At 66.2% G+C, this 24,050-nt stretch carries 24 protein-coding genes; 9 read left to right on the top strand and 15 right to left on the bottom strand.

Annotated elements, in window-relative coordinates:
- Window positions 1–63 precede the first annotated feature (63 nt).
- Complete coding sequence (locus FHT02_RS02345; protein ID WP_184084247.1) at window positions 64–396, top strand: GFA family protein; 333 nt, start codon at window positions 64–66, stop codon at window positions 394–396.
- Window positions 397–444: 48 nt separating this feature from the next.
- Here the strand turns inward: FHT02_RS02345 and FHT02_RS02340 are convergent, their stop codons facing one another.
- The 13 genes from FHT02_RS02340 to purM form a co-directional block, all read right to left on the bottom strand.
- Window positions 445–867 carry a DUF6628 family protein gene (locus FHT02_RS02340; RefSeq protein WP_184083805.1) on the bottom strand — a complete coding sequence of 141 codons (423 nt, stop codon included), beginning with the start codon at window positions 865–867 and terminating at the stop codon, window positions 445–447.
- Between the two features lie 72 nt (window positions 868–939).
- The gene (locus FHT02_RS02335; protein ID WP_184083804.1) at window positions 940–2,259 is read right to left on the bottom strand and encodes a bifunctional folylpolyglutamate synthase/dihydrofolate synthase; all 1,320 of its coding nucleotides are present in this window, start codon (window positions 2,257–2,259) and stop codon (window positions 940–942) included.
- Window positions 2,260–2,270: 11 nt separating this feature from the next.
- The gene (gene accD / locus FHT02_RS02330) at window positions 2,271–3,131 is read right to left on the bottom strand and encodes an acetyl-CoA carboxylase, carboxyltransferase subunit beta (protein WP_184083802.1); all 861 of its coding nucleotides are present in this window, start codon (window positions 3,129–3,131) and stop codon (window positions 2,271–2,273) included.
- Window positions 3,128–3,934 carry a tryptophan synthase subunit alpha gene (trpA, locus tag FHT02_RS02325; RefSeq protein WP_184083800.1) on the bottom strand — a complete coding sequence of 269 codons (807 nt, stop codon included), beginning with the start codon at window positions 3,932–3,934 and terminating at the stop codon, window positions 3,128–3,130. The genes accD and trpA overlap by 4 nt, the downstream gene beginning before the upstream one ends.
- Window positions 3,931–5,160 (bottom strand): tryptophan synthase subunit beta, encoded by a 1,230-nt coding sequence (gene trpB, locus FHT02_RS02320; RefSeq protein WP_184083798.1) that lies wholly within the window; start codon window positions 5,158–5,160, stop codon window positions 3,931–3,933. Before trpB ends, trpA begins: the two co-directional genes overlap by 4 nt.
- A complete protein-coding gene (locus FHT02_RS02315; protein ID WP_184083796.1) occupies window positions 5,157–5,795 on the bottom strand; it encodes a phosphoribosylanthranilate isomerase in 639 nt (212 codons plus the stop codon). The genes trpB and FHT02_RS02315 overlap by 4 nt, the downstream gene beginning before the upstream one ends.
- 52 nt (window positions 5,796–5,847) lie before the next feature.
- Window positions 5,848–6,522, bottom strand: a complete 675-nt coding sequence (gene pyrF / locus FHT02_RS02310; RefSeq protein WP_184083794.1) for an orotidine-5'-phosphate decarboxylase — start codon at window positions 6,520–6,522, stop codon at window positions 5,848–5,850.
- Window positions 6,519–6,833, bottom strand: coding sequence for a lipopolysaccharide assembly protein LapA domain-containing protein (locus FHT02_RS02305; protein WP_184083792.1), 315 nt, complete (start codon window positions 6,831–6,833; stop codon window positions 6,519–6,521). Before FHT02_RS02305 ends, pyrF begins: the two co-directional genes overlap by 4 nt.
- A 68-nt stretch (window positions 6,834–6,901) precedes the next feature.
- Window positions 6,902–9,196, bottom strand: a complete 2,295-nt coding sequence (locus tag FHT02_RS02300) for a patatin-like protein (RefSeq protein ID WP_184083790.1) — start codon at window positions 9,194–9,196, stop codon at window positions 6,902–6,904.
- Window positions 9,196–9,891 carry an endonuclease/exonuclease/phosphatase family protein gene (locus FHT02_RS02295; protein ID WP_184083788.1) on the bottom strand — a complete coding sequence of 232 codons (696 nt, stop codon included), beginning with the start codon at window positions 9,889–9,891 and terminating at the stop codon, window positions 9,196–9,198. Before FHT02_RS02295 ends, FHT02_RS02300 begins: the two co-directional genes overlap by 1 nt.
- A 40-nt stretch (window positions 9,892–9,931) precedes the next feature.
- Window positions 9,932–10,132 (bottom strand): hypothetical protein, encoded by a 201-nt coding sequence (locus tag FHT02_RS02290; protein ID WP_184083786.1) that lies wholly within the window; start codon window positions 10,130–10,132, stop codon window positions 9,932–9,934.
- 80 nt (window positions 10,133–10,212) lie between these two features.
- A complete protein-coding gene (gene purN / locus FHT02_RS02285; protein WP_184083783.1) occupies window positions 10,213–10,806 on the bottom strand; it encodes a phosphoribosylglycinamide formyltransferase in 594 nt (197 codons plus the stop codon).
- Window positions 10,799–11,893 carry a phosphoribosylformylglycinamidine cyclo-ligase gene (purM, locus tag FHT02_RS02280; protein WP_184083781.1) on the bottom strand — a complete coding sequence of 365 codons (1,095 nt, stop codon included), beginning with the start codon at window positions 11,891–11,893 and terminating at the stop codon, window positions 10,799–10,801. Before purM ends, purN begins: the two co-directional genes overlap by 8 nt.
- Before the next feature lie 101 nt (window positions 11,894–11,994).
- Here purM and FHT02_RS02275 point away from each other — a divergent pair, with 101 nt between their 5' ends.
- From FHT02_RS02275 to FHT02_RS02260, 4 genes are read left to right on the top strand one after another with little or no spacing between them, the layout of a single operon-like run.
- Window positions 11,995–13,296, top strand: a complete 1,302-nt coding sequence (locus FHT02_RS02275; protein WP_184083780.1) for a heavy-metal-associated domain-containing protein — start codon at window positions 11,995–11,997, stop codon at window positions 13,294–13,296.
- Complete coding sequence (locus tag FHT02_RS02270) at window positions 13,293–13,907, top strand: P-loop NTPase family protein (protein WP_184083778.1); 615 nt, start codon at window positions 13,293–13,295, stop codon at window positions 13,905–13,907. Before FHT02_RS02275 ends, FHT02_RS02270 begins: the two co-directional genes overlap by 4 nt.
- Window positions 13,904–16,072 carry an RNA degradosome polyphosphate kinase gene (locus FHT02_RS02265; protein WP_184083776.1) on the top strand — a complete coding sequence of 723 codons (2,169 nt, stop codon included), beginning with the start codon at window positions 13,904–13,906 and terminating at the stop codon, window positions 16,070–16,072. Before FHT02_RS02270 ends, FHT02_RS02265 begins: the two co-directional genes overlap by 4 nt.
- Window positions 16,073–16,074: 2 nt before the next feature.
- Complete coding sequence (locus FHT02_RS02260) at window positions 16,075–17,574, top strand: Ppx/GppA family phosphatase (protein ID WP_221239282.1); 1,500 nt, start codon at window positions 16,075–16,077, stop codon at window positions 17,572–17,574.
- A gap of 81 nt (window positions 17,575–17,655) precedes the next feature.
- Here the strand turns inward: FHT02_RS02260 and FHT02_RS02255 are convergent, their stop codons facing one another.
- Entirely contained in the window at window positions 17,656–17,973 is a 318-nt protein-coding gene (locus FHT02_RS02255; protein WP_184083774.1) for an I78 family peptidase inhibitor, read from the bottom strand.
- Window positions 17,970–19,148 (bottom strand): ribonuclease D, encoded by a 1,179-nt coding sequence (rnd, locus tag FHT02_RS02250; protein WP_184083772.1) that lies wholly within the window; start codon window positions 19,146–19,148, stop codon window positions 17,970–17,972. The genes FHT02_RS02255 and rnd overlap by 4 nt, the downstream gene beginning before the upstream one ends.
- A 115-nt stretch (window positions 19,149–19,263) precedes the next feature.
- On the opposite strand from rnd, the gene aspS reads away from it, so the two are divergent.
- From aspS to FHT02_RS02230, 4 genes are all read left to right on the top strand, one after another.
- The gene (gene aspS, locus FHT02_RS02245) at window positions 19,264–21,102 is read left to right on the top strand and encodes an aspartate--tRNA ligase (protein WP_184084243.1); all 1,839 of its coding nucleotides are present in this window, start codon (window positions 19,264–19,266) and stop codon (window positions 21,100–21,102) included.
- An 86-nt stretch (window positions 21,103–21,188) separates the two neighbouring features.
- Entirely contained in the window at window positions 21,189–22,580 is a 1,392-nt protein-coding gene (locus FHT02_RS02240; protein WP_184083771.1) for an L-serine ammonia-lyase, read from the top strand.
- Between the two features lie 36 nt (window positions 22,581–22,616).
- Window positions 22,617–23,435 (top strand): polyphosphate kinase 2 family protein, encoded by an 819-nt coding sequence (locus FHT02_RS02235; protein WP_184083769.1) that lies wholly within the window; start codon window positions 22,617–22,619, stop codon window positions 23,433–23,435.
- A gap of 181 nt (window positions 23,436–23,616) precedes the next feature.
- The gene (locus tag FHT02_RS02230) at window positions 23,617–24,042 is read left to right on the top strand and encodes a hypothetical protein (protein WP_221239244.1); all 426 of its coding nucleotides are present in this window, start codon (window positions 23,617–23,619) and stop codon (window positions 24,040–24,042) included.
- Window positions 24,043–24,050 lie beyond the last annotated feature (8 nt).

Genomic DNA, 24,050 nt, shown 5'->3' with positions numbered 1-24,050 from the left:
GGGCAGGGGGTGATCTACCTACGCGTAGTGGCAGTCACCCCGAATTCCCGGTATCGTATCGATATGGGCGTTCAGGGAAGCTGCCACTGCGGGAAGGTACGCATAGAGGTGCCAACCCAACCGGAATGGGTGGCGGACTGTAACTGCTCGCTCTGCCGCCGGCTGGCGTGGCGCGTCGCCTATTTCCCGCCCGAGCAAGTGCAGATCGCAGGCCAGACGACCGCTTACGTCTGGGGTGATCGGATGATCGGTATTCACCACTGCCCGGTCTGCGGCTGCGGTACGCATTGGCAGACTTTGGAGCAGGATTTCGGCAGGATGGGTGTCAACGCCCGCTTGCTCGACAACTTCGACGAAAATGCCGTCGAAGTGCGGAAGTTCGACAATGCACAATAGGAGCGCCCCGGCGGGACCGCGGGAGCGTCGTGAACGGATCCCCGCGTTCTACAGCGGCAGCGCCATATCGGCGAATGCCTCCGACAGGGCGTGCGCAGTCGACAACACGCCATAAGCGTCGCGGGTGCCGAGCAGGTCGGCCAGCAGCGTGTGCGCACCCTGCGGATTGTGCCGGACACGCCCGAGGATATCCAGCAGCACCGCTTCGGACCCGGTCATGCGCGGGCAGCACCACGGCGCGATCTGGATCGGCCCGCTGGCCGCTGCGGAGATCTCCGCCATCAGCGCGCGCAGCAGCACCAGCGGGCGCTGGAACGTCAGGCCGAACGCCGTGACAAAGGCATGCGCCACTGACGCGTCATGAATGCCGTTGGTGCCCATCTGGCGTACCCCGAACAGCAGCAGGCGGGCACCCGCATCTTCGGGCTGTAGGGCGGGGAGCGTGGCGGCCAGGATGTTGGCGGCGGACATAAGCGACTCCTGCAACGATGACCGGAACAGTCATTGCCGCTTCGCTATTGCAAGTCAATCGCAACAAACGCGTTAGTCGGGCAGTTCGTCGTTCTGCTCGAGAACCAGCCCGGCAAGGTAGAGCGAGCCCAGGATCAGCACCAGCGGTGCCTGTGCGGCCCGCAGCGCAATGATCCCCAAGGCCTCAGCGACACTCCCTGCGGCTCGCGCAGCCAGTCCGCGGGCCCGCGCCGCCTCCGCCAGCTCTGCGGGCGCGTGATGCGCATGTCCTGGCACCGGTACCGCCGCCAGCGACTCGGCAATCGGTGCGAACCGGTCGAGCATTGCACCCGCGTCCTTGTTGGCCAGCATTCCCAGCACCAGGTGAACCGGTCGGTCTTCGGCGACTTGCGCCATTGCGGCGCTCACGGCCTCGGCGGCGTTGGCATTATGCCCCCCGTCGAGCCAGATGTCCGCACCGTCCGGCAGCATTTCGGTCAATGGTCCTGGCTTCAACCGCTGCATCCGCGCTGGCCAGCGCACGGTCCATGCCGCGTCGTGCATCGCCTCTGCCGGGACTTGCAACTGCTGCTGATGGCGCAGCATGGCGATGGCCAGTGCAAGATTGGCGGGCTGGTGCGAACCCGCCAGCGCGGGCAGGGGAGTCGTCACGTCGCCCGCGGCATCGTGGTACCGCAGTGCGTGCCCGGCAATCTCGAAATCCCAGGCTTGCCCTTGCGCGAACACCGAAGCGCCAGCCGGCCTCGCCGTCTCGCGAACCACACCGTCGATCTCGGGCACATAGCGCATCGTCACCAGTGGCACGCCGCGCTTGGCGATCCCCGCTTTCTCACCGGCGATCGCCCGCAGCGTGTCGCCCAGGAATGCCTCATGATCGATGCCCAGCTGCGCGATGCCGGTAACCGCCGGCTGCGGGATGACGTTGGTGGCGTCCAGCCGTCCGCCTAATCCCACTTCGACGATGCAGGCATCGGCCGGGCTACGGGCAAAAGCCAGGAACGCGGCAGCAGTGGTGACTTCGAAAAAGCTGGCGCCGATATCGCCGCCCTGGTCGAGCACTTCCTCGAGCAGCGGCGCAAGCGCCGCGTCGGTAATCAGCGTGCCGCCCAACCGGATCCGCTCGTTGAAGCGTACCAGGTGCGGGCTCGAATAGACATGCGCCCGCATCCCCGCCGCCTCAATCGCGGCGCGAAGGAAGGCGCAGGTTGAACCCTTGCCGTTGGTGCCCGCGACATGCAGCACCGGCGGCAACCGCAGCTGCGGATTGCCGACCCGTTCAAGCAGCCGCGTGATGCGCTCCAGGCCTAGGACATCCGCGCCGGGCGACAGCGCTCCGAGGCGGTCCAGCTGGCGCTGCACCGCCGGGTCGGCGGAGCTGGCAAAGTCCGCCATGCCTCAGCAGCTCACGCCGCCGCTTTTTCCGCGCACAACAGGCCGATCAACTGGCCCAGCGTCTCCCGCAGCTCCTTGCGGTGGGTGACCATGTCGACAAGCCCGTGCTCGCGATAATATTCCGACGTCTGGAAATCGTCGGGCAGCTTCTCGCGGATCGTATTCTCGATGACGCGCCGTCCGGTGAACGCCAGCGTGGCGCGCGGCTCGGCGATCTGCACGTCGCCCAGCATCGCATAGGCCGCCATCACCCCGCCCGAGGTCGGATCGGTCAGCACGACGATATAGGGCAGGCCGGCATCGTGCAGCATCTCGATCGCCACGGTGGTGCGCGGCATCTGCATCAGGCTCAGGATACCCTCCTGCATGCGCGCGCCGCCTGAGGCTGTGAACACGATGTACGGCGCGTGTGCTCCGATCGCGGCTTCGACGCCGGCAATGAACGCTTCGCCCACCGCCTGACCCATCGATCCGCCCATGAAGGCGAAGTCCTGCACCCCGATCACAGCCTTGCGGCCCAGGATCGTTCCGGATGCGTTCAGAAACGCGTCCTGCTCGCCCGTGGCCGTCCGTGCGGCCTTCAGCCGTGCCGGATAAGCCTTTTGGTCCCGGAACTTAAGCGGATCTTCGGCCACTTTTGAGCTCGGCAGGACCGTGTAGCTTTCCGCGTCGAACAGATAGTCGAATCGCAGCTTGGGTCCGATCCGCTCATGATGCTCGCAATGCGGGCAGACATACAGATTCTGCTCCAGCTCCTTGGTGAACACCATCGTCCCGCAACCCTTGCACTTGTGCCAAAGATTGTCGGTCGTTTCGTCCGTGCGAGTGGTGACGTTGGCGAGCGCGTTGCGAACGCGGCTGATCCAGCTCATGCAACTTCCTTGGCAGCGGCCAATGCCGCCGATAGCGATAGAATATAGGTTCTGACCGGTTCGGGCGCAGCAGCGCCATGCTGCCCCACCAGATCCACGATCGCCGATCCGACCACCACGCCGTCGGCAACGCGGCCGATCGCTGCGGCCTGCTCGGGCGTGCGTACACCGAAGCCGACCACGATCGGCAAGTCGGTAGCCGCCTTGAGCTGCGCCACGGCCGTGTCGATCGACGCTTGCGCGGCCTGCTGCAATCCGGTGATCCCCGCCACCGACACATAATAGACGAAGCCCGAGGCGCCGTTCAGCACCGCGGGAAGCCGTCTGGCGTCGGTCGTCGGTGTGGCGAGCCGGATCACGTCCAGGCCGTGCGCAGCGAATGGCGCAAGCGTGTCGGCTTCTTCGGGCGGGATATCGACGCAGATGATGCCGTCCGCACCCGCTTCGTCCGCCATCGCTGCAAAGCGTGCGGGGTCGGGCCGAGTCATTGTGTTGGCATAGCCCATGAGCACGAGCGGCACGTCAGGGTGCTTCGCCCGAAAGGCACGGACGATCGCAAGCACATCGGCGGTACGCGTCCCGGCCCCCAGGCTGCGCAGATTGGCCGCCTGGATCGCCGGACCGTCGGCCATGGGATCGGTGAAGGGCATGCCCAGTTCGATCACGTCGGCGCCGCCCTCGACCAACGCGTCGAGCACGGCATTGGTCGCTGCCGGCGTCGGGTCGCCCGCCGTCACGAAGGTGACCAGCGCGGCGCGGCCCTCCGCCCGCGTGCCAGCAAAGGCAGCCGTCAGCCGCGTCACAGCTCGAATCCCAGCGCGTCTGCGACGGTGAAGATGTCCTTGTCGCCCCGACCGCACAGATTGGCTAGGATCACCTTGTTGCGCGGCATGTCCCGCGCGGCCTTGGCGACTGCTGCGATGGCATGGCTCGGCTCCAGCGCGGGGATGATGCCTTCGGTGCGGCACAGCAGCTGGAACGCGTCCAGCGCCTCGGTGTCGGTCACGCTGGTATATTCGACCCGCCCGATGTCGCGCAGCCAGGCATGCTCCGGGCCGATGCCGGGATAATCGAGTCCGGCCGAGATCGAATGCGCCTCGGTGATCTGTCCGTCCCCGTCCTGGAGCAGATAAGTCCGATTGCCATGCAGGATCCCCGGCTCGCCACCGGCGAGACTTGCGGCGTGGCGCTTGTCAAGCCCTTCGCCCGCAGCCTCCACCCCAAGCATCGCCACGTCGGCATCGTCCAGGAACGGGTGGAACAGCCCGATCGCATTGGAGCCCCCGCCAATTGCCGCGACCAGCAGGTCCGGCAGCTTGCCGGTCCGCGCGAGCATCTGCGCGCGCGCTTCCTTGCCGATCACGGACTGGAAGTCGCGGACCAACTCGGGATAGGGGTGCGGCCCGGCGGCGGTACCGATGATGTAGAAGGTGTCATGGACGTTCGCGACCCAGTCGCGCAGCCCTTCGTTCATCGCGTCCTTTAGCGTCGCCGCTCCGGACGTCACCGGCACCACTTCGGCGCCGAGCAGTTTCATGCGGAACACGTTGGGCTGCTGCCGCGCCACGTCGGTTGCGCCCATATAGATGACGCAGGGAAGGCCGAAGCGCGCGCAGACCGTGGCGGTCGCGACGCCATGCTGGCCCGCGCCGGTTTCCGCGATGATGCGTGTCTTGCCCATGCGCATCGCCAGCAGGATCTGGCCAATGCAGTTGTTGATCTTGTGCGCGCCGGTGTGGTTCAGCTCGTCGCGTTTGAACCAGATTTCGGCACCCATGCCCTCGGGCGCGGACTCGCGCAACGCGTCGGTCAGCCGTTCGGCATAGTATAGCGGGCTCGGCCGGCCGACATAATGCTCGAGCAAGTCGTCGAACTGCGCCTGAAAGGCGGGGTCGGCCTGCGCCGCGCGATATTCGCGCTCCAGGTCGAGGACCAGCGGCATCAAAGTCTCGGCGACGAAGCGGCCGCCGAACTGGCCGAAATGCCCGCGATCGTCGGGCTGGGCGCGCAAGGTGTTCGTTACGTTCATAGGGAGGTCACGGCTTTAAGGAATGCGGCGATCTTGTCCACATCCTTGACGCCGGGCGCGCTTTCGACGCCCGAGGATACATCGACGGAGGTGGCGCCGGTCGTGCGGATCGCCGCATCGACGTTGCCGGGATCGAGCCCGCCGGACAAGCTCCAGGGCAGGGCATGGCGATGCCCCTGGAGCAGCCGCCAGTCAAAGCGCAGCCCCATGCCACCGGGCAGAGCGGAGCCTTCCGGCGTCTTCGCATCGTACAGGACGCGATCGGCGGCACTCGCAAAGGCCGCGGCACCGGCTAGGTCCGCCGCTGTCTTCACGGCCACCGCCACCCAGATCGGCAGGCGGAGGCGAGAGCGGATCGCGGCGGCACGCTGCGGCGCCGTCTTGTGGAGTTGAATCGCCTCCAGGCGTCCAGCCGCCACGGCGGTGTCGAGCAGCGCGTCGTCGGGATCGACAAAGACTCCGACCCGATCGACATGTCCCGGCACCCGCTCTGCTAGCCCGCGAGCCTGATCGAACGTCAAGTTCCGGGGGGAAGGCGGAAAAAACACGAAGCCGACCTGCGCCGCACCGCGTGCGACGGCCGCATCAAGCGTTTCGGGCGTGGATAGGCCGCAGATCTTGGCAAGAACAGGCATGGCCCGCCTCTACGCCGGTGACCGGGGCGCTGTCACCCCGATGGCGTATATCTTACAGCGTGGCGGCGATGTTCCGCGCGGCCTGGTCCGGATCCTCGGCCTGGGTGATCGGGCGGCCGATCACCAGGATCGAGGCGCCGCCGTCCAGCGCGGCCCTGGGTGTTACGACTCGCTTCTGGTCACCGGCCGGGCCGCTGGCCGGGCGTACCCCGGGCACCACGAAAAAGCCCTCGGGCCAAGCCGCTCTGACTGCGGCGATTTCCTCCCCCGAACACACGATGCCGTCCACGCCCGATGCGCGCGCGAGATCGGCAAGCCGCATCACCTGGGCATGGGGATCGGGGGCAACGCCGATAGAGGACAGATCCCGATCGTCCAGGCTGGTCAGCATGGTGACCGCCACTACCCTGGTGCCGGCCGGCGCCGCGGCCTTCGCGTCTTCCAACATCGCGCGCCCACCGGCGGCATGCACTGTCAAGATCGCCGGTTCGAGCGGGCGGAGCGCCTGGATCGCTTTTGCCACTGTGTTGGGGATGTCGTGGAGCTTCAGGTCAAGGAAGACGGGTAAGCCGATCGCAGCCATTTCCTGCACGCCATGGCTGCCATTGGCCATGAAGAACTCGAGCCCCAGCTTGATCCCGCCCACATGGTTGCGGACCCGCTGGGCGATCGCCTTCGCACGCTCAAGTTCGGGCGTGTCGAGCGCCACATAGATCGGAGAGGTCACGCCCGCAGCTCCGGCGCGGGCAGCTCGGCAACCGGCTCGACGATCGGGGAGGGTGCCACAGCCCGCAGATCCGCCAGCGCGCGCTCCAATCCTGCGATCCGCTGCCGCGTCCGCCACCGCATCGCCTGATAGGCGAGGGTTGAGGGAAGCAGGCCGAGCAGGAACACCAGGATGAGCAGCAACGGCAGGCTGAAATCCGCGACAAGGCTGGTCGACAAGCGGATCGTCACCGTCTCGTCGCCATTGTAGATGACGAACGCTGCGACCAGGCCGCCCAGCAACAGCCAGAACAGCACCTTCAAAAATCGCATCCCGCCTCCCTTCGTGTCGTAACGCCGGTGACCTTAGGACGCGCGCGTGCGCTTTGCCAGTGCTGCGCTCAGGCCGCGCCGATCTCGTCGCGCAACTGCCGGAACAAGCCCGGGACGGCGGTAAGCCGCGCTTCCTCTTCGTCCAGGATCGCGTGAAAGGCGCGCCGCTTCAATGCGGTCACGCGCTCCGCGGGCAACTGATCCTCCACGGACAGGGTCGACAAGACGATGTCGATCAGCCGGTCTGCGCCGTGCAGGCGCCCCCAAAGATAGTCATTTTCCCGGTAGGCACGGCTGAAGAATGCGCCGAAGCTGTTGAACTGGATCCCCTTGAGCGTCGCTTCCGCACCACCCTGGCGGATCGCCGTCGCGTCGTCGGGTGAGATGCGGTCCACGCGGATGGGGTCGAACTCGTCCATGCCTTCGCCTTGCAGCAGCGGCAGCGTCGCAATGTCGAAAAAGGGGAAGCCCAGATGCGCGAGCAGCATCGGCCGCCGCAGCTCTTTCGACAGCGCGCTGAACCCGTCGGACAACCGCGCGTCGGTCGCCGTATCCAGTGCTCGCAACGCCATCCGTTCGCCCAAGGCATCAAGTACCGCGCCTGCATCCTCGGTGACGGCGTTCATCGCACCGCGCAGATCGGCAAAGGGTTCGGACCGTTTGAGCTCGATATAGCTGGCAAGCGATTCGTAGATGGCGGTACGGATCGGCAGCAATTCCGCCTCGGCGCCTGATCGCTCGATCTCGCTCAGTCGCCGGGCGAGCAGGCGCAACCGGCGTGTCCGGAAACCCAGATCATGGCTGCGCAGGAAGTCGAGCGTCGGTGGACTGGCGCCATTCGACACCATCGCGCCGAAGCGGTCGGCGCCACGGTCGCGCACCGCCGTGGCGACCGCGCCGCGGATCTCGCGAAGGCGCTCCGGCTCATGCCGCTCGCCCAGCGTGTAGATGAGGCGGGCGATGCGGTCGATCGTCCCATCGACCTTCAAGAGCCCATAAGCGGTGTGACCATATCCCGCTCTGGCGGCAGCGGCGACCTGGGCGCGGCGACGCCAAGTGGCCAGCCGCTTGGGCGTGGGAAAATCGAGCCACAGCGTATAGCCGAACAGCGCCTCGACCTGCGTCTCCACTTCGGCGCGGATTTCGGTGACGATCGACAGCATCCGCTCGATCTTTTCCGACCGTGCGGAGATCGCTTCCAGATTGTCGCGGATCGGCTGCTCGCGGGGCAGCTCGGACAACGATCCGATCAGCGTCTGAAAGAAACCCGGCTTGGCGTCCTGCTCCCCATAGAAGTCAAAGCGGAAATTGGGGAAGGGATCGATGAATACAAAGCGGCGGTCGACCTGGCGGCGCGACGGCCGCTCCCGCAATGCCTCGATCGCGGGGCGGAAAGGGGCGTTGGCCAACACCGAACCGTCGATCAGCACCGCCTTTTCGGCCCGGCTGGCTTCCCATTGCTGGGGAAGCATGCGCCGAAGGAATGCGTCACGGCCCGGCCACGCATCGCCGCGTTCCGCAAGCAGCGTGTCGATCTCCTCGACACCGAAGGGCGGAAACGCCCCTGGAAAGCTGGACGTGGCCCGTGCGGCGAAGGCCAGTTCCGCAGGGTCGGCGAAGCCGGCGTCGCTCCTGCCGTGATCGGAGAACGGAAAGACCAGTCGGTGCTCGGTTTCCACCACTTCGGCGGGCGTGTTGAGCCGCAGCGTCTCGGGATGCCCGCGAAAATCGGTAACCGTGACGAACAGGTCGAGCGGCTGGCCCGCCGGCAACAGCCGGCGTGAGGTGGGCCCGCTCGCCATGGCCTTGAAGGCATCCAGCAGCATGGTCAGCAGCCGGGTTCCGCCAAAGGGTGGTTCGAACCAGCGCGAACGCACGAAGCGTTCCAGCTTCAGGCGCACTTCGTCGCGCACCTCCGGGTCGACGGTGGCATCGATCGCCTTGCTGCGATTGGCGACGATCCAGGCGATCGGCGCCGCCCAGATTTTGGCAAAGCGGTGCGAGGGTGCCTGCCGCGGCTCGATCAATGCCTCGACATCGGCGTGGGTCAGCCACAATTCGGTGAGCGGCTCGAGCGATTGGCCGCTGGTGATCGCCTGCGCCAGAAAGATGGCGTTGATCCCGCCGGCACTCGCCCCTGACAGGATGTCAACCAGCACCCGCAGATCTACGCCCGAACTGGTGCGGATCTCTTCAAGCAGTTCACGATAGATGCCGCTGCCATCCTCGCCCGCCTGCGCCGAGCAGCTGGCGTGCGCCAGCCGCCAGATCTCCTTGGTGATGCCGTGCATGTAGACGGCCAAGCTGATCCCGCCATAGCAGACCAGCGCAAGCCGCAATTCCCTGTCGCGTGGCTGCGTCATCAAGCCGGTTGCAGCTCCGCCCAGATCGGCAGGTGATCGGACGCGGTGCGGGCCTGCAGGCTTTCATGCACGCCGCAGGCCTGGATGCTCAGGTCTGGGGTGACCATGATTCGGTCGAGCCGCGCCATCGGCCGGCGCGCGTGGAAGCTCTTGCCGGTGGGCGCAAAGGTAAAATGCTGGGCGAAGTCGTGCAAACAGCCGTTCTGCGCGCTCCAATCGTTCAGGTCGCCCATCAGCACGGTAGCCTGCCGGGGGCTGCTCGCCTCCAGATGGGCGATAACGGCGCGTGCCTGGCGGCGGCGCCACAGTCCCGACAAGTCCAGATGCATGCCGACCACCCGGATCGTTTGTCCCTTGATCCGAATATCGGCCATGATCGCGCCGCGCGGTTCCAGCGCGGGCAAGTGAATGGCCTGGCAGCCAAGGATCTCGGCGTCGCGCCGCACCAGCATGGCGTTGCCGTGCCATCCCATTGATCGGGCGCGCATTCCGAACATCACTGGCTTCCAGTCCCCATGCTCGGCGAGCAGATGGCTGGTCAGCACGGCCTCGCGCGCGCCGAAGCGGCGGTCCGCTTCCTGTAATGCGATGATGTCGGCATCGACCTCGCAAAGCACCTGCAGCGTCCGCTCGGGCTGCCGCCGTCGATCGGTGCCGATCGACTTGCGCATGTTGTAGCTGGCGACCTTGATCATTTGCGCCTTATCGGGTGCCTCGCGAGCAAAGGGCAAGAGGTCAGCTCGGATGCCCTTCGGCGCCGAGTTGATCGCTCGCCTGTTCCGCCGCGGCGATCAGGCTCTCCGCAGTGGCGACTGCGGCTTCGGGCGACATCGCCACGGCGACTCCGTCCGGGCCGTCGAGCATCACCTGACCCTCTTCCGCCGTTGCGGTCCCGCCATGGGTTTCGGGTTCGTGGTGTGAGGCCGTGTCAGTCATTGCAGAACTCCCTTGGTACGCAGGGCCCGCTTCGGGACATTGTCGCGATCCAACTCGGCAGTTCGGGAAAATATCCAAGATTAGGAAAACGGTATGCCGTCAGACCAACCCCGCAGCCACCGTGCGACGGTCTCGGGATAGAGGCGATGCTCCTGTTCCAGCACCCGCGCCGACAGGGTATCGGCGGTGTCGTCCGGCAGCACTGGCACCTCGGCCTGTCCCAACAGCTCGCCGGCGTCCAGTTCTTCGGTAACCAGATGCACCGAACAACCTGCCACCGCGTCGCCGGCCGCCAGCGCGCGGGCGTGGGTGTCCAGCCCCTTGTACTTGGGCAGCAGTGATGGGTGAATGTTGACGATCCGCCCGCGCCACCGCGCGACGAACCCGTCGGACAGCAGCCGCATATACCCCGCCAAGGCTATCGCCTCGGCACCTGCTTCGCGCAGCGCGGCGTTGATCGCCGCTTCATACTCGGCCTTGGGCAAGCCCTTGGGGCTCTGCGCAAAGGTGGCGATCCCGTGGTCGGCGGCCCAGGCCAGCCCCGCGGCAGCCGGCTTGTCGCTGGCGACCAGCACGACTTCATAGGGGCAGTCGACCGCACTCGACGCTTCCACCAGCGCGGCCATGTTTGAACCGCGGCCCGAGATCAGAATAGCCAGCCGGCGCTTAGCCATTGTGGGTGGCGGACCAGGGCTGGCGCGCGCTCCAGATTTCCTCGGCCCCGAACACGGTGCAGCCCCGCGTGCCCTCCTCGACCACGCCGATCGTGAACACCGTCTCGCCAGCTTCGGTCAATTCGCGTGCCACTGCCTCGGCCTGATCGGCTGCCACCGCAGCCACCATGCCGACGCCACAGTTGAACGTACGCGCCATCTCTTCGGGCTCGATATTCCCCTGCGCCTGAAGGAACGCCATCAGCCGCGGCAGCGGCCACGCGCCGGCGTCGATGCGGGCATGGCAATCCTGCGGCAGGACTCGCGGCACATTCTCGAGCAATCCGCCGCCGGTGATATGCGCCAGGCCATGGATCGTGCCCTTGCGCAGTTGCGGCAACAAGCTCGCGACATAGATGCGCGTCGGCGCCATCAGCGCGTCGATCAGCAGCCGGTCCTGATCGAACAGCGACGGGCGGTCGAGCTTCCAACCTTTATCCGCGGCAAGCCGGCGCACCAGCGAAAAGCCGTTGGAATGTACGCCGGTGGAGGCGAGGCCCAGCAGCACGTCGCCCGGACGGATCTTGCTACCGTCCAGCAGGTTTTTGCGCTCCACCGCCCCGACGCAGAAGCCCGCCAGGTCGTAATCGCCATCGGCATACATCCCCGGCATCTCGGCGGTTTCGCCGCCGATCAGCGCGCATCCGGCCTGCCGACAGCCATCGGCGATGCTCGCGATCACCCGCTCGGCAACCCCCGCGTCCAGCTTCCCGCTGGCATAGTAATCCAGGAAGAACAGCGGCTCGGCACCCTGCACGATCAGGTCGTTGGCGCACATCGCGACCAGGTCGACGCCCACGCCGTCATGCGCATCGTGCTCGATGGCAAGCTTCAGCTTGGTGCCCACGCCGTCATTGGCCGCGACCAGCAGCGGATCCTCGAAGCCGGCTGCCTTCAAATCGAACAGCCCGCCGAAACCGCCCAGATCGGCGTCGGCCCCCGGGCGCCGCGTCGAGCGCGCAAGCGGGGCGATGGCTCGGACAAGGGCATTGCCCGCCGCGATGGAGACGCCCGCCTGGGCGTAGGTATAGGCTTGCTGGTCGCTCATGCGCCAAGCGCTTAGCGCCGCCCGCGCCAAATCGAAACTCCCCATGCGAAGATCATTACGCGCTTGGCTTCGCGGCACGTGTCGGCCAAAAGAGCGCCCGCATGCAGGTTTCGCGTTTTTCCATCATCATCGGCGTCGCTGGCGCGCTTGCTGTGGCGGGCGTCGGAACCATGGTGGTGGCGCAAGGCGGCGGTGCCGCAGCCGTCGCGGTGGACGCCTCGGGCAGTTTCGAAGTGTCCGGCGTTACTGTCGACGTGAAAGGCAAGGACGCCGACTCCGCACGGCAGGGGGGCTGGCGGCTCGCCCAGCGCAAGGCGTGGGAAACACTGTCGCAGCGGCTGACCGGCAAGAAGTCGAGCCTGCCCGACAGTACCCTCGACGCGCTTTCCACCGGCATCGTGGTCGAGCGGGAGCAGATCGGCCCCGACCGCTACATCGCCAGGCTTGGCGTGCTGTTCGACCGTTCGCGCGCCGGCGCCATTCTGGGCGTGTCGACGCAAGTCACTCGCTCGCCGCCGATGTTGCTCGTACCGCTTGAATTTTCCGGCGGTGTGGGTCGCGTGTTCGAACGCGAAACCGCCTGGGCGCGCGCGTGGAACCGATTCCGTAGCGGCACCAGCACCATCGACTATGTGCGCTTGGCCGGTACCGGACCGGACGCGCTGCTCGTCAACGCCGGACAAACGCTGCGCCGCGGCCGCAACTGGTGGCGCACGGTGCTCGACCAATATGGCGCGTCCGACGTGCTCGTCGCCGAAGTGCAGCTGCGCCGCGAGTTTCCCGGCGGTCCGGTGATCGGCATCTTCGCTGCCAATTTCGGTCCGGATCGCAAGCCGATCACCAGCTTCGCGCTGCGAGTCGACAATGGTGACGCGCTCGACTCTCTGCTCGATGCCGGCATCCAGCGGATCGACAAGGCGTATCAGCAAGCCCTGGCCGACGGCCTGCTGCGCCCCGATCCCGTACTCGCGATGCGCCCGCCGCACGTGAAAACGGAAGCCGAGAAAAAGGCCGAAGCCGAAGCCGAGGCCGCCGCAGCCGCCGCTCAAGCCGCGGCCGCAGCAGCGGAGACGCCGACTCCGCTGCCCAGCAGCGTCTCCACCGCCACTTATACGGTTCAGGTCGACACGCCCAACGTCTCGGCGCTCAACGCCTCCGAATCGGCCGTGCGCGGCGTTCCAGGCGTCCGTTCCGCCGCCACCACCAGCCTGGCGCTGGGCGGCGTGTCCGTCATACGCGTGTCGTATGACGGCTCTATCGCCGGCCTGCGTGCGGCATTGGAGGCGCGGGGGTGGCAAGTTCAGGAAGGCGCGGGCGTGCTCCGCATCCGCCGGGCAGGCCCCGCACCGGCTGCGGCAGCGCCCACCGCGCCCGCGAACCCGAGCGCCGCAACCGGCGAATGACGCAACTGCGCCTGCCGCTCGGCCTGCCCGACGCGCGTGAGACGGAATTCCTGATCAGCGACTGCAACGTCCGCGCCGTGCAGCAGCTCGAACGCTGGGCGACCTGGCCGGTGATGGCCGCACTTCTGGTCGGCCCGCGCAAGTCCGGGCGCAGCGTGCTCGCGCGCATCTTCGCGGCCAAGAGCGGCGGCCACATCTTCGACGATGCCGACCGGGCGAGCGAGACCGACGTCTTCCACGCCTGGAACCTGGCCCAGCAGCAGCGCCGCCCGCTGCTGATGGTCGCCGAGGCATCGCTCCCCGACTGGCAGGTCAAGCTCCCCGACCTGCGCTCGCGCCTCGCGGCCTCGCCGCTGCTGGAGATAGGCCCGCCCGACGACGCCCTGATCCCCCAGCTTATCGAACGCGCGTTCGAGCGGCACCTGTTGCATGCGAAGCCCGATGTGGTCGCCTGGCTGTCGCGCCGGATCGAGCGCAGCCATATCGCAATCCTGCGCGTTGCCGATGTGCTGGAAACCGAGGCGGAACAACGCCTGACCATTCCCATGGTGCGCCAGGTGCTCGGTGCCGCCGGGCTCCTGAGCAAGCCCGAAGAAGACGAGGAACGATGACCAACGTGCGGCCCAAGGCGATCGAGGAACCGGAAACCGGCACCGGGAGTGACCGCTATTTCAACCGGGAGATGAGCTGGCTGGCCTTTAACCGCCGGGTCATGGATGAAGCCTGCAACCCCGCGCATCCCCTCCTGGAACGCCTGCGCTTCCTGTCCATCTCGGGGTCGAATTTCGACGAGTTCTTCATGGTCCGCGTCGCTGGCCTGCTCGGTCAGGAGCTCCAGCAGGTCGAGGCGCGCTCCGCGGACGGCCTGACCCCGGGTCAGCAGCTCGCAGCCATCCTGGCCGAAGCGGCGATCCTCGCCGACAACCAGCAAAGCGTCTGGAACGTGATCCGCAGCGAGCTGGCGCAGGCCGGTATCCATGTCCTGGAAGCCGACGCGATCGAGGGCGAGAGCCAGGACTGGCTGGAAGCGCATTTCGGCGAGCAGATCTTCCCGATCCTGACGCCTCAGGCGCTCGATCCCGCGCACCCGTTTCCCTTCATCCCCAATCAGGGGCTTAGCGTTATCTTCGACCTGGTGCGCGATACGGACCAAGAGCCGATCCGCGAACTGGTGCTGTTGCCCACCACCATGCCGCGCTTCATTCGCCTGCCGGGCGAACCGGCGCGCTATGTCGCGATCGAGACGGTGGTGAAGCATTTCTGGCACCTGCTGTTTCCCGGCTACACGGTGCACGGCTCCGGGGTGTTCCGGGTGCTGCGCGACAGCGACCTGGAAATCGAGGAAGAGGCCGAGGATCTGGTTCTCACCTTCCGCAGCGCGATCAAGCGCCGCCGCCGCGGCCGAGTGATCCGCCTGGAAATGGAGGACTCGATCCCCTCTGCGCTGGAGGCGGTACTCAAGGAGGAACTGGGCGGCAGCGAGGCGCTGCTCACCGAAACCGGCGGCTTCCTGGGCGTCGGCGATCTGGCGAAGCTGGTTGATGAGGAGCGGCCCGAGCTGAAATTCTCGCCCTACACCCCGCGCTTTCCCGAACGGATCCGCGAATATGGCGGCGACTGCTTTGCCGCGATCCGGGCCAAGGACATCGTCGTCCACCACCCGTACGAGACCTTCGACGTGGTGATCGCCTTCCTGACGCAAGCGGCGCAGGACCCGGACGTCGTCGCGATCAAGCAGACGCTGTACCGCGCGGGCAAGCAGGCCGGCGTCATCAACGCGCTGATCGCCGCGGCGGAGGCCGGCAAGTCGGTCACCGCGGTCGTGGAACTCAAGGCCCGGTTCGACGAGGAGCAGAACCTTCTCTGGGCCACCGCGCTCGAGCGTGCGGGGGTGCAGGTGGTCTATGGCTTCATCGATTGGAAGACCCACGCCAAGATCTCGATGGTGGTCCGGCGAGAGGGTAATGGCTTCCGGACCTATTGCCATCTCGGCACCGGCAATTACCACCCGGTCACCGCGCGCATCTACACCGATCTCAGCTTCTTCACTGCCGATCCGCGCATCGGCACCGATGCGGCGCAGATCTTCAACTATGTGACCGGCTATGTCGAACCCAAGAGCCTGAAGCTGCTGGCGATCAGCCCGCGCGATTTGCGCAACCAGCTCAAGGATCTGATCGACGGCGAGATCGCCCAGGTCCGCGCTGGGAAGCCCGGTGCAATCTGGGCCAAGATGAATTCGCTGGTCGACCCCGCGACCATCGAAAAGCTGTACGAGGCGAGCAATGCCGGCGTGGAGGTCGATTTGATCATCCGTGGCATCTGCTGCCTTCGCCCCGGCGTGCCCGGGATGTCGGAGAATATCCGCGTCAAGTCGATCGTCGGCCGCTTCCTCGAACACAGCCGCATCTGGGCATTCGGCAACGGCGCTACGCTGCCCAACGATGGAGCCAGGGTGTTCATCTCGTCGGCGGACTGGATGCAGCGCAACTTCGATCGCCGCGTGGAGTTCATGTTACCGATCCTCAACAAGACGGTGCATGATCAGGTGCTGGATCAGGTGATGGTGGCCAACCTGCTCGACAATGAACAGAGCTGGTTCCTCCAACCTGACGGTAGCTATGTCCGCGCCGATGCCAGCGAAGGGGCATTCAACCTGCACCGGTATTTCATGACCAATCCGTCGCTGTCCGGCCGCGGTGCCGCGCTCGAAAAGCGCAAGCCTGTGCCCAAGCTGTCGTTGAAGCGTCGGCGCGCTGCGGCGAAGGGCGCTTGAGCTTGACCACCGTGTCGTCCCGAACCCCGCCCCGTGCGGGGGACGCCGGGGAACCTCGCATTGCCATCATAGACATCGGCTCCAATTCGGTCCGCCTGGTGGTGTATCAGGGGCCGGCGCGCTTGCCCGCGATCCTGTTCAACGAAAAGGTCATGGCCGGGCTCGGCCGCTCGCTCAGCCAGACCGGCGCGATCGAGGCCGCCGGGCTGGCGCTTGCCTGCTCTGCGCTGCAACGCTTTGCCAAGCTCGCGCGCGAGATGCAGGTGACCGAGCTGCGCACCGTCGCCACCGCCGCCGTGCGGGACGCGTCCAACGGCCACGAACTGATCGACGCTGCACGGCGCTACGGGCTCGAGGTTGAGCTGCTGCCGGGGGAAGAGGAAGCGATGGCTTCCGGATTCGGGGTGCTCTCCGGTATCCCGGACGCGGACGGTATCGTCGGCGATCTGGGCGGCGGCAGTCTCGAGCTGGTCCGCGTCGTCGCGGGCACGGTCACCGACCGCATTTCCTATCCGCTCGGCGTGCTGCGCCTGGGTGCGATCCGCGCCCAGGGCAAGGGCGTGCTCGACCGCACCGTTGCCCGGCTCATTGCCGAGGCGGGGTGGACGGGCAGGGGCAAGGGCCTGCCTTTTTACCTGGTCGGCGGTTCGTGGCGCTCGCTGGCCAAGCTGGACATGCACCTGGCAGCGTATCCGCTGCCGGTGGTGCACCAATATCCGCTGTCGCTCGAGCGCATCGGTGAGCTCACGCGCATGCTTGCAGACTTGTCCAAGGCCGAGCTCAAGGCTGTGCCCGACCTGTCGAGCGCGCGCCTGCCCACCCTGGGCGATGCCGCGGCGTTGCTCGGGAGTGTCGTCAAGCATCTCGGCAGCAGCGGCACGACCGTATCGGCCTATGGCCTGCGCGAAGGGCTGTTGTTCCAGCGCCTTTCGGTCGCGGAGCGCCAACAGGACCCGCTGATCGTCGCCGCACGCGACGAGGGCCGCCGCCTCGGCCGCTTCCCCGAACATGGCGATCTGCTCGGTCGCTGGATTGCGCCGCTGTTCGCCGATGAGCCCGCCGAACTGGCGCGGCTGCGCCATGCCGCTTGCCTGCTCGCCGATGTCGGCTGGCGTGCCAATCCCGAGTTCCGCGACGAGCGCGGCATGGAAATCGGGCTGCACGGCAATTGGGTCGGTGTCGACGCCACCGGCCGCGCGCTGATAGCCCAGGCGCTGTATGCGTCGCTGGGCGGCAAGATGGACAGTCCTGAACCGCTGGGGCGGCTTGCCGGACTTGAAGCGTTGCGCCGCGCCAAGCTCTGGGGTCTTGCTATGCGGCTCGGCCAGCGGCTGAGCGGCGGGGTCGCGGCGCCGTTGCAGCGCTCGCGTCTCGCCCTTTCGGACGGAGCCCTCGCGCTGCGCCTGCCGCCCGACGATGAGGCGCTCTACGGCGACACTGTCGAGCGGCGGCACAAGGCGCTGGCTGCCGCCTTCGGGTGCCAGCCGGTGCTGGAACTCTAGGCCATAGCTGCATTTGCATTTCCCCTCCTTGCAAGGGAGGGGAGTTCAAAGCGCTGAAGGTCGCTACAGCCTGGCCGCGGTTCAGCTGCAGCCGGCGCGCTCGATCTTGCCTTGTGCGTCTAGGTGCAGGTTTAGCCGGTCCTCGCGATAATCCATGGTGACGGCCTGGCCCGGCTCGATCCAGCGCAACGTTTGCGCGCCGGAAAGCCGAAGCGCCTCGGCCGCGACCGCTTCGCTGCGGGTTTTGCCCACCAGCGCGGCAAGGCCTTCCTTGGTGCAGGCGCCCCCGGGGACGGCAGGCGGGGCGACTACCGTGGTCTGGGGATGCTCCTGCTGTGGGTGCCCTTGCGTGCAGGCGGCACAGGCAAGCGCGGCGACGGGCAGCAGAGAACGGATCATGCAGTTGGCTCCTCGGTACGGGTCATCTTCAGCTTTCCGCCCTTGACGGTGAACCCAAGCTGACCCTCTACCAGCGCCAGCGCGTCGCGGCCAAACTGCTCGTAGCGCCAGCCCTCCAGGATCGGTAGCCCGGCCCGTACGCCGGCGGCGAGCGCCTCCAGGTCTTCCGACCGGGCCAGCAGCCGGGCCGCCACGTTGATTTCCTTGGCGCGGATTTTGAGCAGCAGCTTGAGCAGATCGGCGACCAGCGCACCGTCCTTGCCCAACGCCGGCTTGCGCTCGTCGCGTGAGGGCATCTCCGCAGCCGACATCGGCTTCGATCCCTCGATCGCCGCCATCAGCCGCCCGCCGATATCGTTGTTCGCCCATGCCGCGGACAGGCCGCGTACTCGCGTCAAATCCGCCTGCTTGCGTGGTGGATTGCTCGCCAGGTCGGCCAGTGTCTCGTCCTTGACGATGCGGCCGCGCGGCAGGTCCTTGCCCTGCGCTTCCAGTTCGCGCCAGCGGGCGAGCGCCTTCAATCGCCCCAGCACTTCGGGCTTCCGGCTGGAAATGCGCACGCGTTCCCAGGCGACATCCGGATCGTTGCGATAATTCTCCGGATCGCCGAGCCGATCCATCTCCTGGTTCAGCCACACGCCGCGCCCGCTCTTGCGCAGCTTCTCCAGCATCTTGGGGAAGATCTTTGACAGGTGCGTGACGTCGCCGATCGCATATTCGATCTGCCGCGCATCGAGCGGTCGGCGCGCCCAGTCGGTGAAGCGCGCGCCCTTGTCGACGACAATGCCCAGATACGTGTCGACCAGGTTGGAATAACCGATCTGCTCTCCCTGACCCAGCGCCATCGCCGCCACCTGCGTATCGAACAGGGGGAAGGGGGTCTTGCCGGTCAGGTTGTAGACGATCTCCAGATCCTGTCCGCCGGCGTGGAAGACTTTGAGCACGTCGTCATTCTCGGTCATCAGCTCGAGCAGTGGCTTCAGGTCGAGCCCGGGCGCCATCGGATCGATCGCCGCAGCTTCTTCCGTGTTCGCCACCTGGATCAGGCAAAGCTCAGGCCAATAGCTGTTCTCGCGCATGAACTCGGTATCGACCGTGATGAAGTCGGACTTTGCCAGGCGAGAGCAGAGAGCGGCGAGGGTGGCGGTGTCCTCGATCAAGCCATGTATGTGCATCGGCATGGCCATATACCGGTCTTCGGGTTGACAAAAGTGGGGTGTGACAGGAATGCGCGGCCACGCTTAACATGCCTGCGCTGCCGCTAAGGCGACGATCATCGAGAGAATGACCATGCACCCCTATCGCACCCACACCTGCGCTCAGCTCCGCGCCGACCATGTCGGGCAGGAAGTCCGCGTCTCCGGCTGGGTGCACCGCAAGCGCGATCATGGCGATCTCGTCTTCATCGATCTGCGCGATCATTATGGCATTACCCAGATCGTCACCGACGTCAGCGGCCCGGCCTTTGCGGCGATCGAATCGCTGCGCAGCGAATCGGTGGTGACGGTCACCGGCACCGTCGTCGCTCGCGACGCCAGCGTCGTGAACCCCAACCTGCCGACCGGAGAGATCGAAGTCCGCGCGGCCCAGGTCACCGTGCAGTCCCAGGCGCAGGAGCTGCCGCTCCCGGTGTTCGGCGACGCCGAGTATCCGGAGGATATCCGCCTGCGCTACCGCTTCCTCGATCTGCGCCGTGACAAGGTGCACAAGAACATCCTGCTGCGCTCGAACGTCATCTCGTCGCTTCGCCGCCGGATGATCGACCAGGGCTTCACTGAGTTCCAGACCCCGATCCTGACCGCGTCCAGCCCGGAAGGCGCGCGCGACTATCTGGTCCCCAGCCGCGTTCACCCGGGCAAGTTCTACGCGCTCCCCCAGGCGCCGCAGATGTTCAAGCAGCTGCTGATGGTGGCCGGTTTCGACCGCTATTTCCAGATCGCCCCCTGCTTCCGCGACGAGGACGCCCGCGCCGATCGCTCGCCGGGTGAGTTCTACCAGCTCGATTTCGAAATGAGCTATGTCACGCAAGACGATGTTTTTGCGGCGATTGAGCCGGTTCTTCACGGCGTGTTTGAAGAGTTCGCCGATTGGGAAGGGAAGGGCCGCACTGTCTCGGCGCTTCCCTTCAAGCGCATTCCCTACCGCGAATCGATGCTGAAATACGGCAACGACAAGCCTGATCTGCGCAACCCGATCCTCATCACCGACGTGTCCGAACACTTTCAGGGTTCGGGCTTCGGCCGCTTCGCCTCGATGGTCGAGGGCGGCGATGTCGTCCGCGCGATTCCGGCGCCGAACACGCATGAGAAGAGCCGCAAGTTCTTCGACGACATGAACGCCTGGGCGCAGTCTGAAGGCTTCCCCGGTCTCGGCTATGCCACCCAGAAGGATGGCGTGTTCGGCGGCCCGATTGCCAACAACCATGGCCAGGACGGCATGAAGGCGATCGCGCAGGCGATGGGTCTCGGCCCAAATGACGGCATCTTCTTCGCCGCTGGCAAGGAAGCCCAGGCCACCAAGCTCGCCGGTCTGGCGCGCACCCGCGCTGCCGAGCAGCTCGACCTGATTGACAAGAAGCGCTTCGAATTCTGTTGGATCGTCGACTTCCCGATGTTCGAATATGACGAGGACGCCAAGAAGGTCGACTTCAGCCACAATCCCTTTTCCATGCCCCAGGGCGAGTTGGAAGCGCTGGAGACCAAGGACCCGCTCGAGATCCTGGCTTACCAGTACGACATCGTCTGCAATGGCATCGAACTGAGCTCGGGCGCGATCCGGAACCACCGTCCGGAAATCATGTACAAGGCGTTCGAGATCGCCGGCTACAGCCAGGCCGATGTCGATGCGAACTTCGCGGGCATGATCAACGCGTTCAAGTTCGGCGCGCCCCCGCACGGCGGCTCGGCACCGGGTGTGGACCGCATCGTCATGCTGCTCGCCGACGAGCCGAACATCCGCGAGGTAATCACCTTCCCGATGACTCAAAAGGCCGAGGATCTGATGATGGGCGCCCCGTCCTTCGTCAGCGAGAAGCAGTTAAAGGAGCTGAGCATCCGCCTCTCCCCCCAGGTCGCCGCCGACCTCGCCAAAAAGGGCACCGACGGCATCGTCGATCCAGCCGCGGGCTAAGCAGCATCGTCAAAGGCGCTCCGGCCCTCGCCGGGGCGCCCCCGCGCGCCTATATGGTCAAGTGAAGAAGCCGCGCAGGAGAGAGCATGTTGGATCCGGCGAACCCCCGCGCCCGCACCCAGGCGGAGGCGACGATCGGCCTGGCTGACCTGTTCACCATCGGCATCGGCCCGTCCAGCTCGCACACTGTCGGCCCGATGCGCGCCGCCGCCGCCTTCGCCGAAGCCGCGATCGATCGCGGGACACCCACTGCCGTCTCTTGCGAACTGTTCGGCTCACTCGCGCTTACCGGTCGCGGCCATGCCACCGATATCGCGGTGCTGCTCGGCCTCGCCGGCCACCGTCCCGAGGCCGTCGATCCGGACGCCGTCGCGACCATCGTCTCCACCATCCGCGCCGAACAGACGCTCGTCCTCGGCGGCCACGTCGCGGTCCCCTTCGTGGAAGGCCGCCACCTGATCTTCCGTGAGGACCGGTTTCTTCCCGCGCACCCCAATGGCATGCGCTTCGTCGCGCATTACGCCAATTCCGAACCCTATGAGAGCTTCGTCTATTCGATCGGCGGCGGCGCGATCGTAGAGGGCGGCTGCGAACCGCCCCAGACCAACGTCAAGCTCCCTTTCGCCTTCACCTCGGGCGCCGAGCTGCTCGCGGTGGGCGAAGCGCAGGGCGTCTCCATCGCCGACATCGTCCGCGCCAACGAAGCCGCCTGGCGCGACGATGCCGAGACCGACGCCTTCATCGACAGCCTGCGCGCCGCCATGTCCGCCTGTATCGACCGCGGCTGCCGGGGAGAGGGCGAGCTGCCCGGGGGCCTCAAGGTCAAGCGCCGCGCCCGCGACCTCCACCAGCGTCTGATCGCCCGCGGCCCACGCAGCGATCCCTCGCTTGTCTTCGACTGGGTCAGTCTCTGGGCGCTTGCCGTCAACGAAGAGAACGCAGCCGGCGGCCGCGTCGTCACCGCACCCACCAACGGCGCCGCCGGCGTGATCCCGGCCGTGCTGCGCTATTACGAGACCTTCTGCGCTGCGCCCACTCCCGCGGGCGCGCGTACCTTCCTGCTCACCGCCGCCGCCATCGGCTTCCTCTACAAAAAGCGCGCCTCGATCTCCGCCGCCGAGATGGGCTGCCAGGGTGAAGTCGGCGTCGCCTGCTCGATGGCCGCCGCCGGCCTCGCCGCCGCGCTCGGCGCCACCAACGCCCAGATCGAGAACGCCGCCGAGATCGGCATGGAGCATAATCTCGGCCTCACCTGCGATCCGATCGGCGGCCTCGTCCAGATCCCCTGCATCGAGCGCAACACGATGGGCGCAATCAAGGCGATCAACGCCGCCTATCTCGCGCTCCACGGCGATGGCAGCCACATCGTCAGCCTCGACGCGGTGATCGAGACGATGCGCCAGACCGGCGAGGACATGCGCTCCAAATACAAGGAGACCGCGCAAGGTGGCCTCGCGGTAAACGTCGTCGCCTGCTGATGCAGCGTTTCGGCGCGCCCGCACGTTGGACCGCGCATGACCATCGACCTCACCGACTATGAAGCCGGCGCGCCCTATGAGGGCAATTACAAGAAGAAGCTGAAAAAGCTCCAGGATCGCCTCAGCCGGATCCACTACGCCCATATCGTGCACAAACGCCGCGCGATCATCCTGTTCGAAGGCTGGGACGCGGCGGGGAAGGGCGGCATCATCCAGCGCCTCACCGCCAAATGGGACCCGCGCTATTTCGAGGTCTGGCCGATCGCCGCGCCCACGCCCGAGGAAAAGGCGCGCCACTTCCTCTGGCGCTTCTGGCGCCGGCTCCCAGCCGACCACAATATCGCGATCTTCGACCGCAGCTGGTACGGTCGCGTGCTGGTCGAGCGCGTCGAGGGCTATGCCAGCGAAGCCGAGTGGCAGCGCGGCTACACCGAGATCAACGACTTTGAAGCCCAACAGGTCGCCGACGGCACCACGCTCATCAAGATCTTCGTCCACACCACGCAGCAGACGCAGGACCAGCGCCTGAAAGACCGCATCGAGCATCCGTGGAAGCGCTGGAAGACCGGCCTGGACGATTTCCGCAACCGCGCTCGGCGCGCTCACTATCTTGACGCCATGCACGACATGTTCCGCCACACCGACACCGAGGTGGCCCCCTGGACCGTGATCGACGGCAACGACAAGAAAGCCGCCCGCATCGCCGCGCTCAAGGCAATCGCCGACGCGCTCGAAACGCAAGTCCCGATGACCCCACCGCTCCTCGACCCACAGGTCGTCCGCGTCGCGGAGGAAGCGCTGGGCACACTCGATATCGGCACTGCGTGTCCAAATGAAGAGAACAACCGCGGCTAACCGGGAATCAGTGGTAGTCTCAAGCTAGTGGCGACGTTGGGTGGATTGCGGACTGGCGGCTTACGTTGCGATCAAGCGGCGAAGCGGACATAACGATGGGACGGACTAGGGGATAGCGCAGGGTGGAACGGTGCCGCTGAAGCGAGAAGCTTTGGGCTTTGCCCTTGCGCCGCTTCCCGTGGTGCTACAGCTCACCCTCCTGTTCGGGATCATCTTGCTCGATCGGCCTAGTGACAGCGCGTCGGTGATCGAGGCTTGGCTCCAGCTTGTTGTCGCCAGCTACGGTGTTTGCCTGCTGGTAGGTACCCCGGTGCACCTCGTACTTCGTTGGCAAAATCGTTGTAGCCTTCCGACCTACCTGGTTGCCACTACCGCAGTCGTGGCAGTCATTGCTGCCGCAATCGGGATCTTCCAGCTTCTGCTTCCTGCGTCACCAGAGCAGAACCCGCACGGCTTCCATCTCGCAAGTCGCGCCGGATTGGCGGCAATGTTGCTCTTCGAAGGTGCGGCAGTCACCGGTGCGTCCATTTTCTGGCGCGTGTCGGTTCGACAGCGGGACGGACAGAGTTCCGATGTTCGCCCCACAACGAGCGCATGGGGCGACTGACTTTGGGG

It is taken from the genome of Sphingomonas xinjiangensis, assembly GCF_014199255.1.
Lineage (GTDB): Bacteria > Pseudomonadota > Alphaproteobacteria > Sphingomonadales > Sphingomonadaceae > Sphingomonas > Sphingomonas xinjiangensis.
Note: the sequence above shows the minus strand (reverse complement) of the source record. Positions and strands in the feature narration are given on the sequence as shown.

What these genes read in the sequence shown, in the direction of transcription:
- FHT02_RS02265 (WP_184083776.1), top strand. Translation starts at nt 13,904, where the DNA reads ATGACCAACGTGCGGCCCAAGGCGATCGAGGAACCGGAAACCGGCACC.
- trpB (WP_184083798.1), bottom strand. Translation starts at nt 5,160, where the DNA reads ATGAACGTAACGAACACCTTGCGCGCCCAGCCCGACGATCGCGGGCAT.
- purM (WP_184083781.1), bottom strand. Translation starts at nt 11,893, where the DNA reads ATGAGCGACCAGCAAGCCTATACCTACGCCCAGGCGGGCGTCTCCATC.
- FHT02_RS02235 (WP_184083769.1), top strand. Translation starts at nt 22,617, where the DNA reads ATGACCATCGACCTCACCGACTATGAAGCCGGCGCGCCCTATGAGGGC.
- FHT02_RS02315 (WP_184083796.1), bottom strand. Translation starts at nt 5,795, where the DNA reads ATGCCTGTTCTTGCCAAGATCTGCGGCCTATCCACGCCCGAAACGCTT.
- FHT02_RS02300 (WP_184083790.1), bottom strand. Translation starts at nt 9,196, where the DNA reads ATGACGCAGCCACGCGACAGGGAATTGCGGCTTGCGCTGGTCTGCTAT.
- purN (WP_184083783.1), bottom strand. Translation starts at nt 10,806, where the DNA reads ATGGCTAAGCGCCGGCTGGCTATTCTGATCTCGGGCCGCGGTTCAAAC.
- FHT02_RS02255 (WP_184083774.1), bottom strand. Translation starts at nt 17,973, where the DNA reads ATGATCCGTTCTCTGCTGCCCGTCGCCGCGCTTGCCTGTGCCGCCTGC.
- FHT02_RS02345 (WP_184084247.1), top strand. Translation starts at nt 64, where the DNA reads ATGGGCGTTCAGGGAAGCTGCCACTGCGGGAAGGTACGCATAGAGGTG.
- aspS (WP_184084243.1), top strand. Translation starts at nt 19,264, where the DNA reads ATGCACCCCTATCGCACCCACACCTGCGCTCAGCTCCGCGCCGACCAT.
- accD (WP_184083802.1), bottom strand. Translation starts at nt 3,131, where the DNA reads ATGAGCTGGATCAGCCGCGTTCGCAACGCGCTCGCCAACGTCACCACT.
- FHT02_RS02240 (WP_184083771.1), top strand. Translation starts at nt 21,189, where the DNA reads ATGTTGGATCCGGCGAACCCCCGCGCCCGCACCCAGGCGGAGGCGACG.
- FHT02_RS02295 (WP_184083788.1), bottom strand. Translation starts at nt 9,891, where the DNA reads ATGATCAAGGTCGCCAGCTACAACATGCGCAAGTCGATCGGCACCGAT.
- FHT02_RS02275 (WP_184083780.1), top strand. Translation starts at nt 11,995, where the DNA reads ATGCAGGTTTCGCGTTTTTCCATCATCATCGGCGTCGCTGGCGCGCTT.
- FHT02_RS02305 (WP_184083792.1), bottom strand. Translation starts at nt 6,833, where the DNA reads ATGCGATTTTTGAAGGTGCTGTTCTGGCTGTTGCTGGGCGGCCTGGTC.
- FHT02_RS02290 (WP_184083786.1), bottom strand. Translation starts at nt 10,132, where the DNA reads ATGACTGACACGGCCTCACACCACGAACCCGAAACCCATGGCGGGACC.
- rnd (WP_184083772.1), bottom strand. Translation starts at nt 19,148, where the DNA reads ATGCACATACATGGCTTGATCGAGGACACCGCCACCCTCGCCGCTCTC.
- FHT02_RS02340 (WP_184083805.1), bottom strand. Translation starts at nt 867, where the DNA reads ATGTCCGCCGCCAACATCCTGGCCGCCACGCTCCCCGCCCTACAGCCC.
- FHT02_RS02270 (WP_184083778.1), top strand. Translation starts at nt 13,293, where the DNA reads ATGACGCAACTGCGCCTGCCGCTCGGCCTGCCCGACGCGCGTGAGACG.
- FHT02_RS02335 (WP_184083804.1), bottom strand. Translation starts at nt 2,259, where the DNA reads ATGGCGGACTTTGCCAGCTCCGCCGACCCGGCGGTGCAGCGCCAGCTG.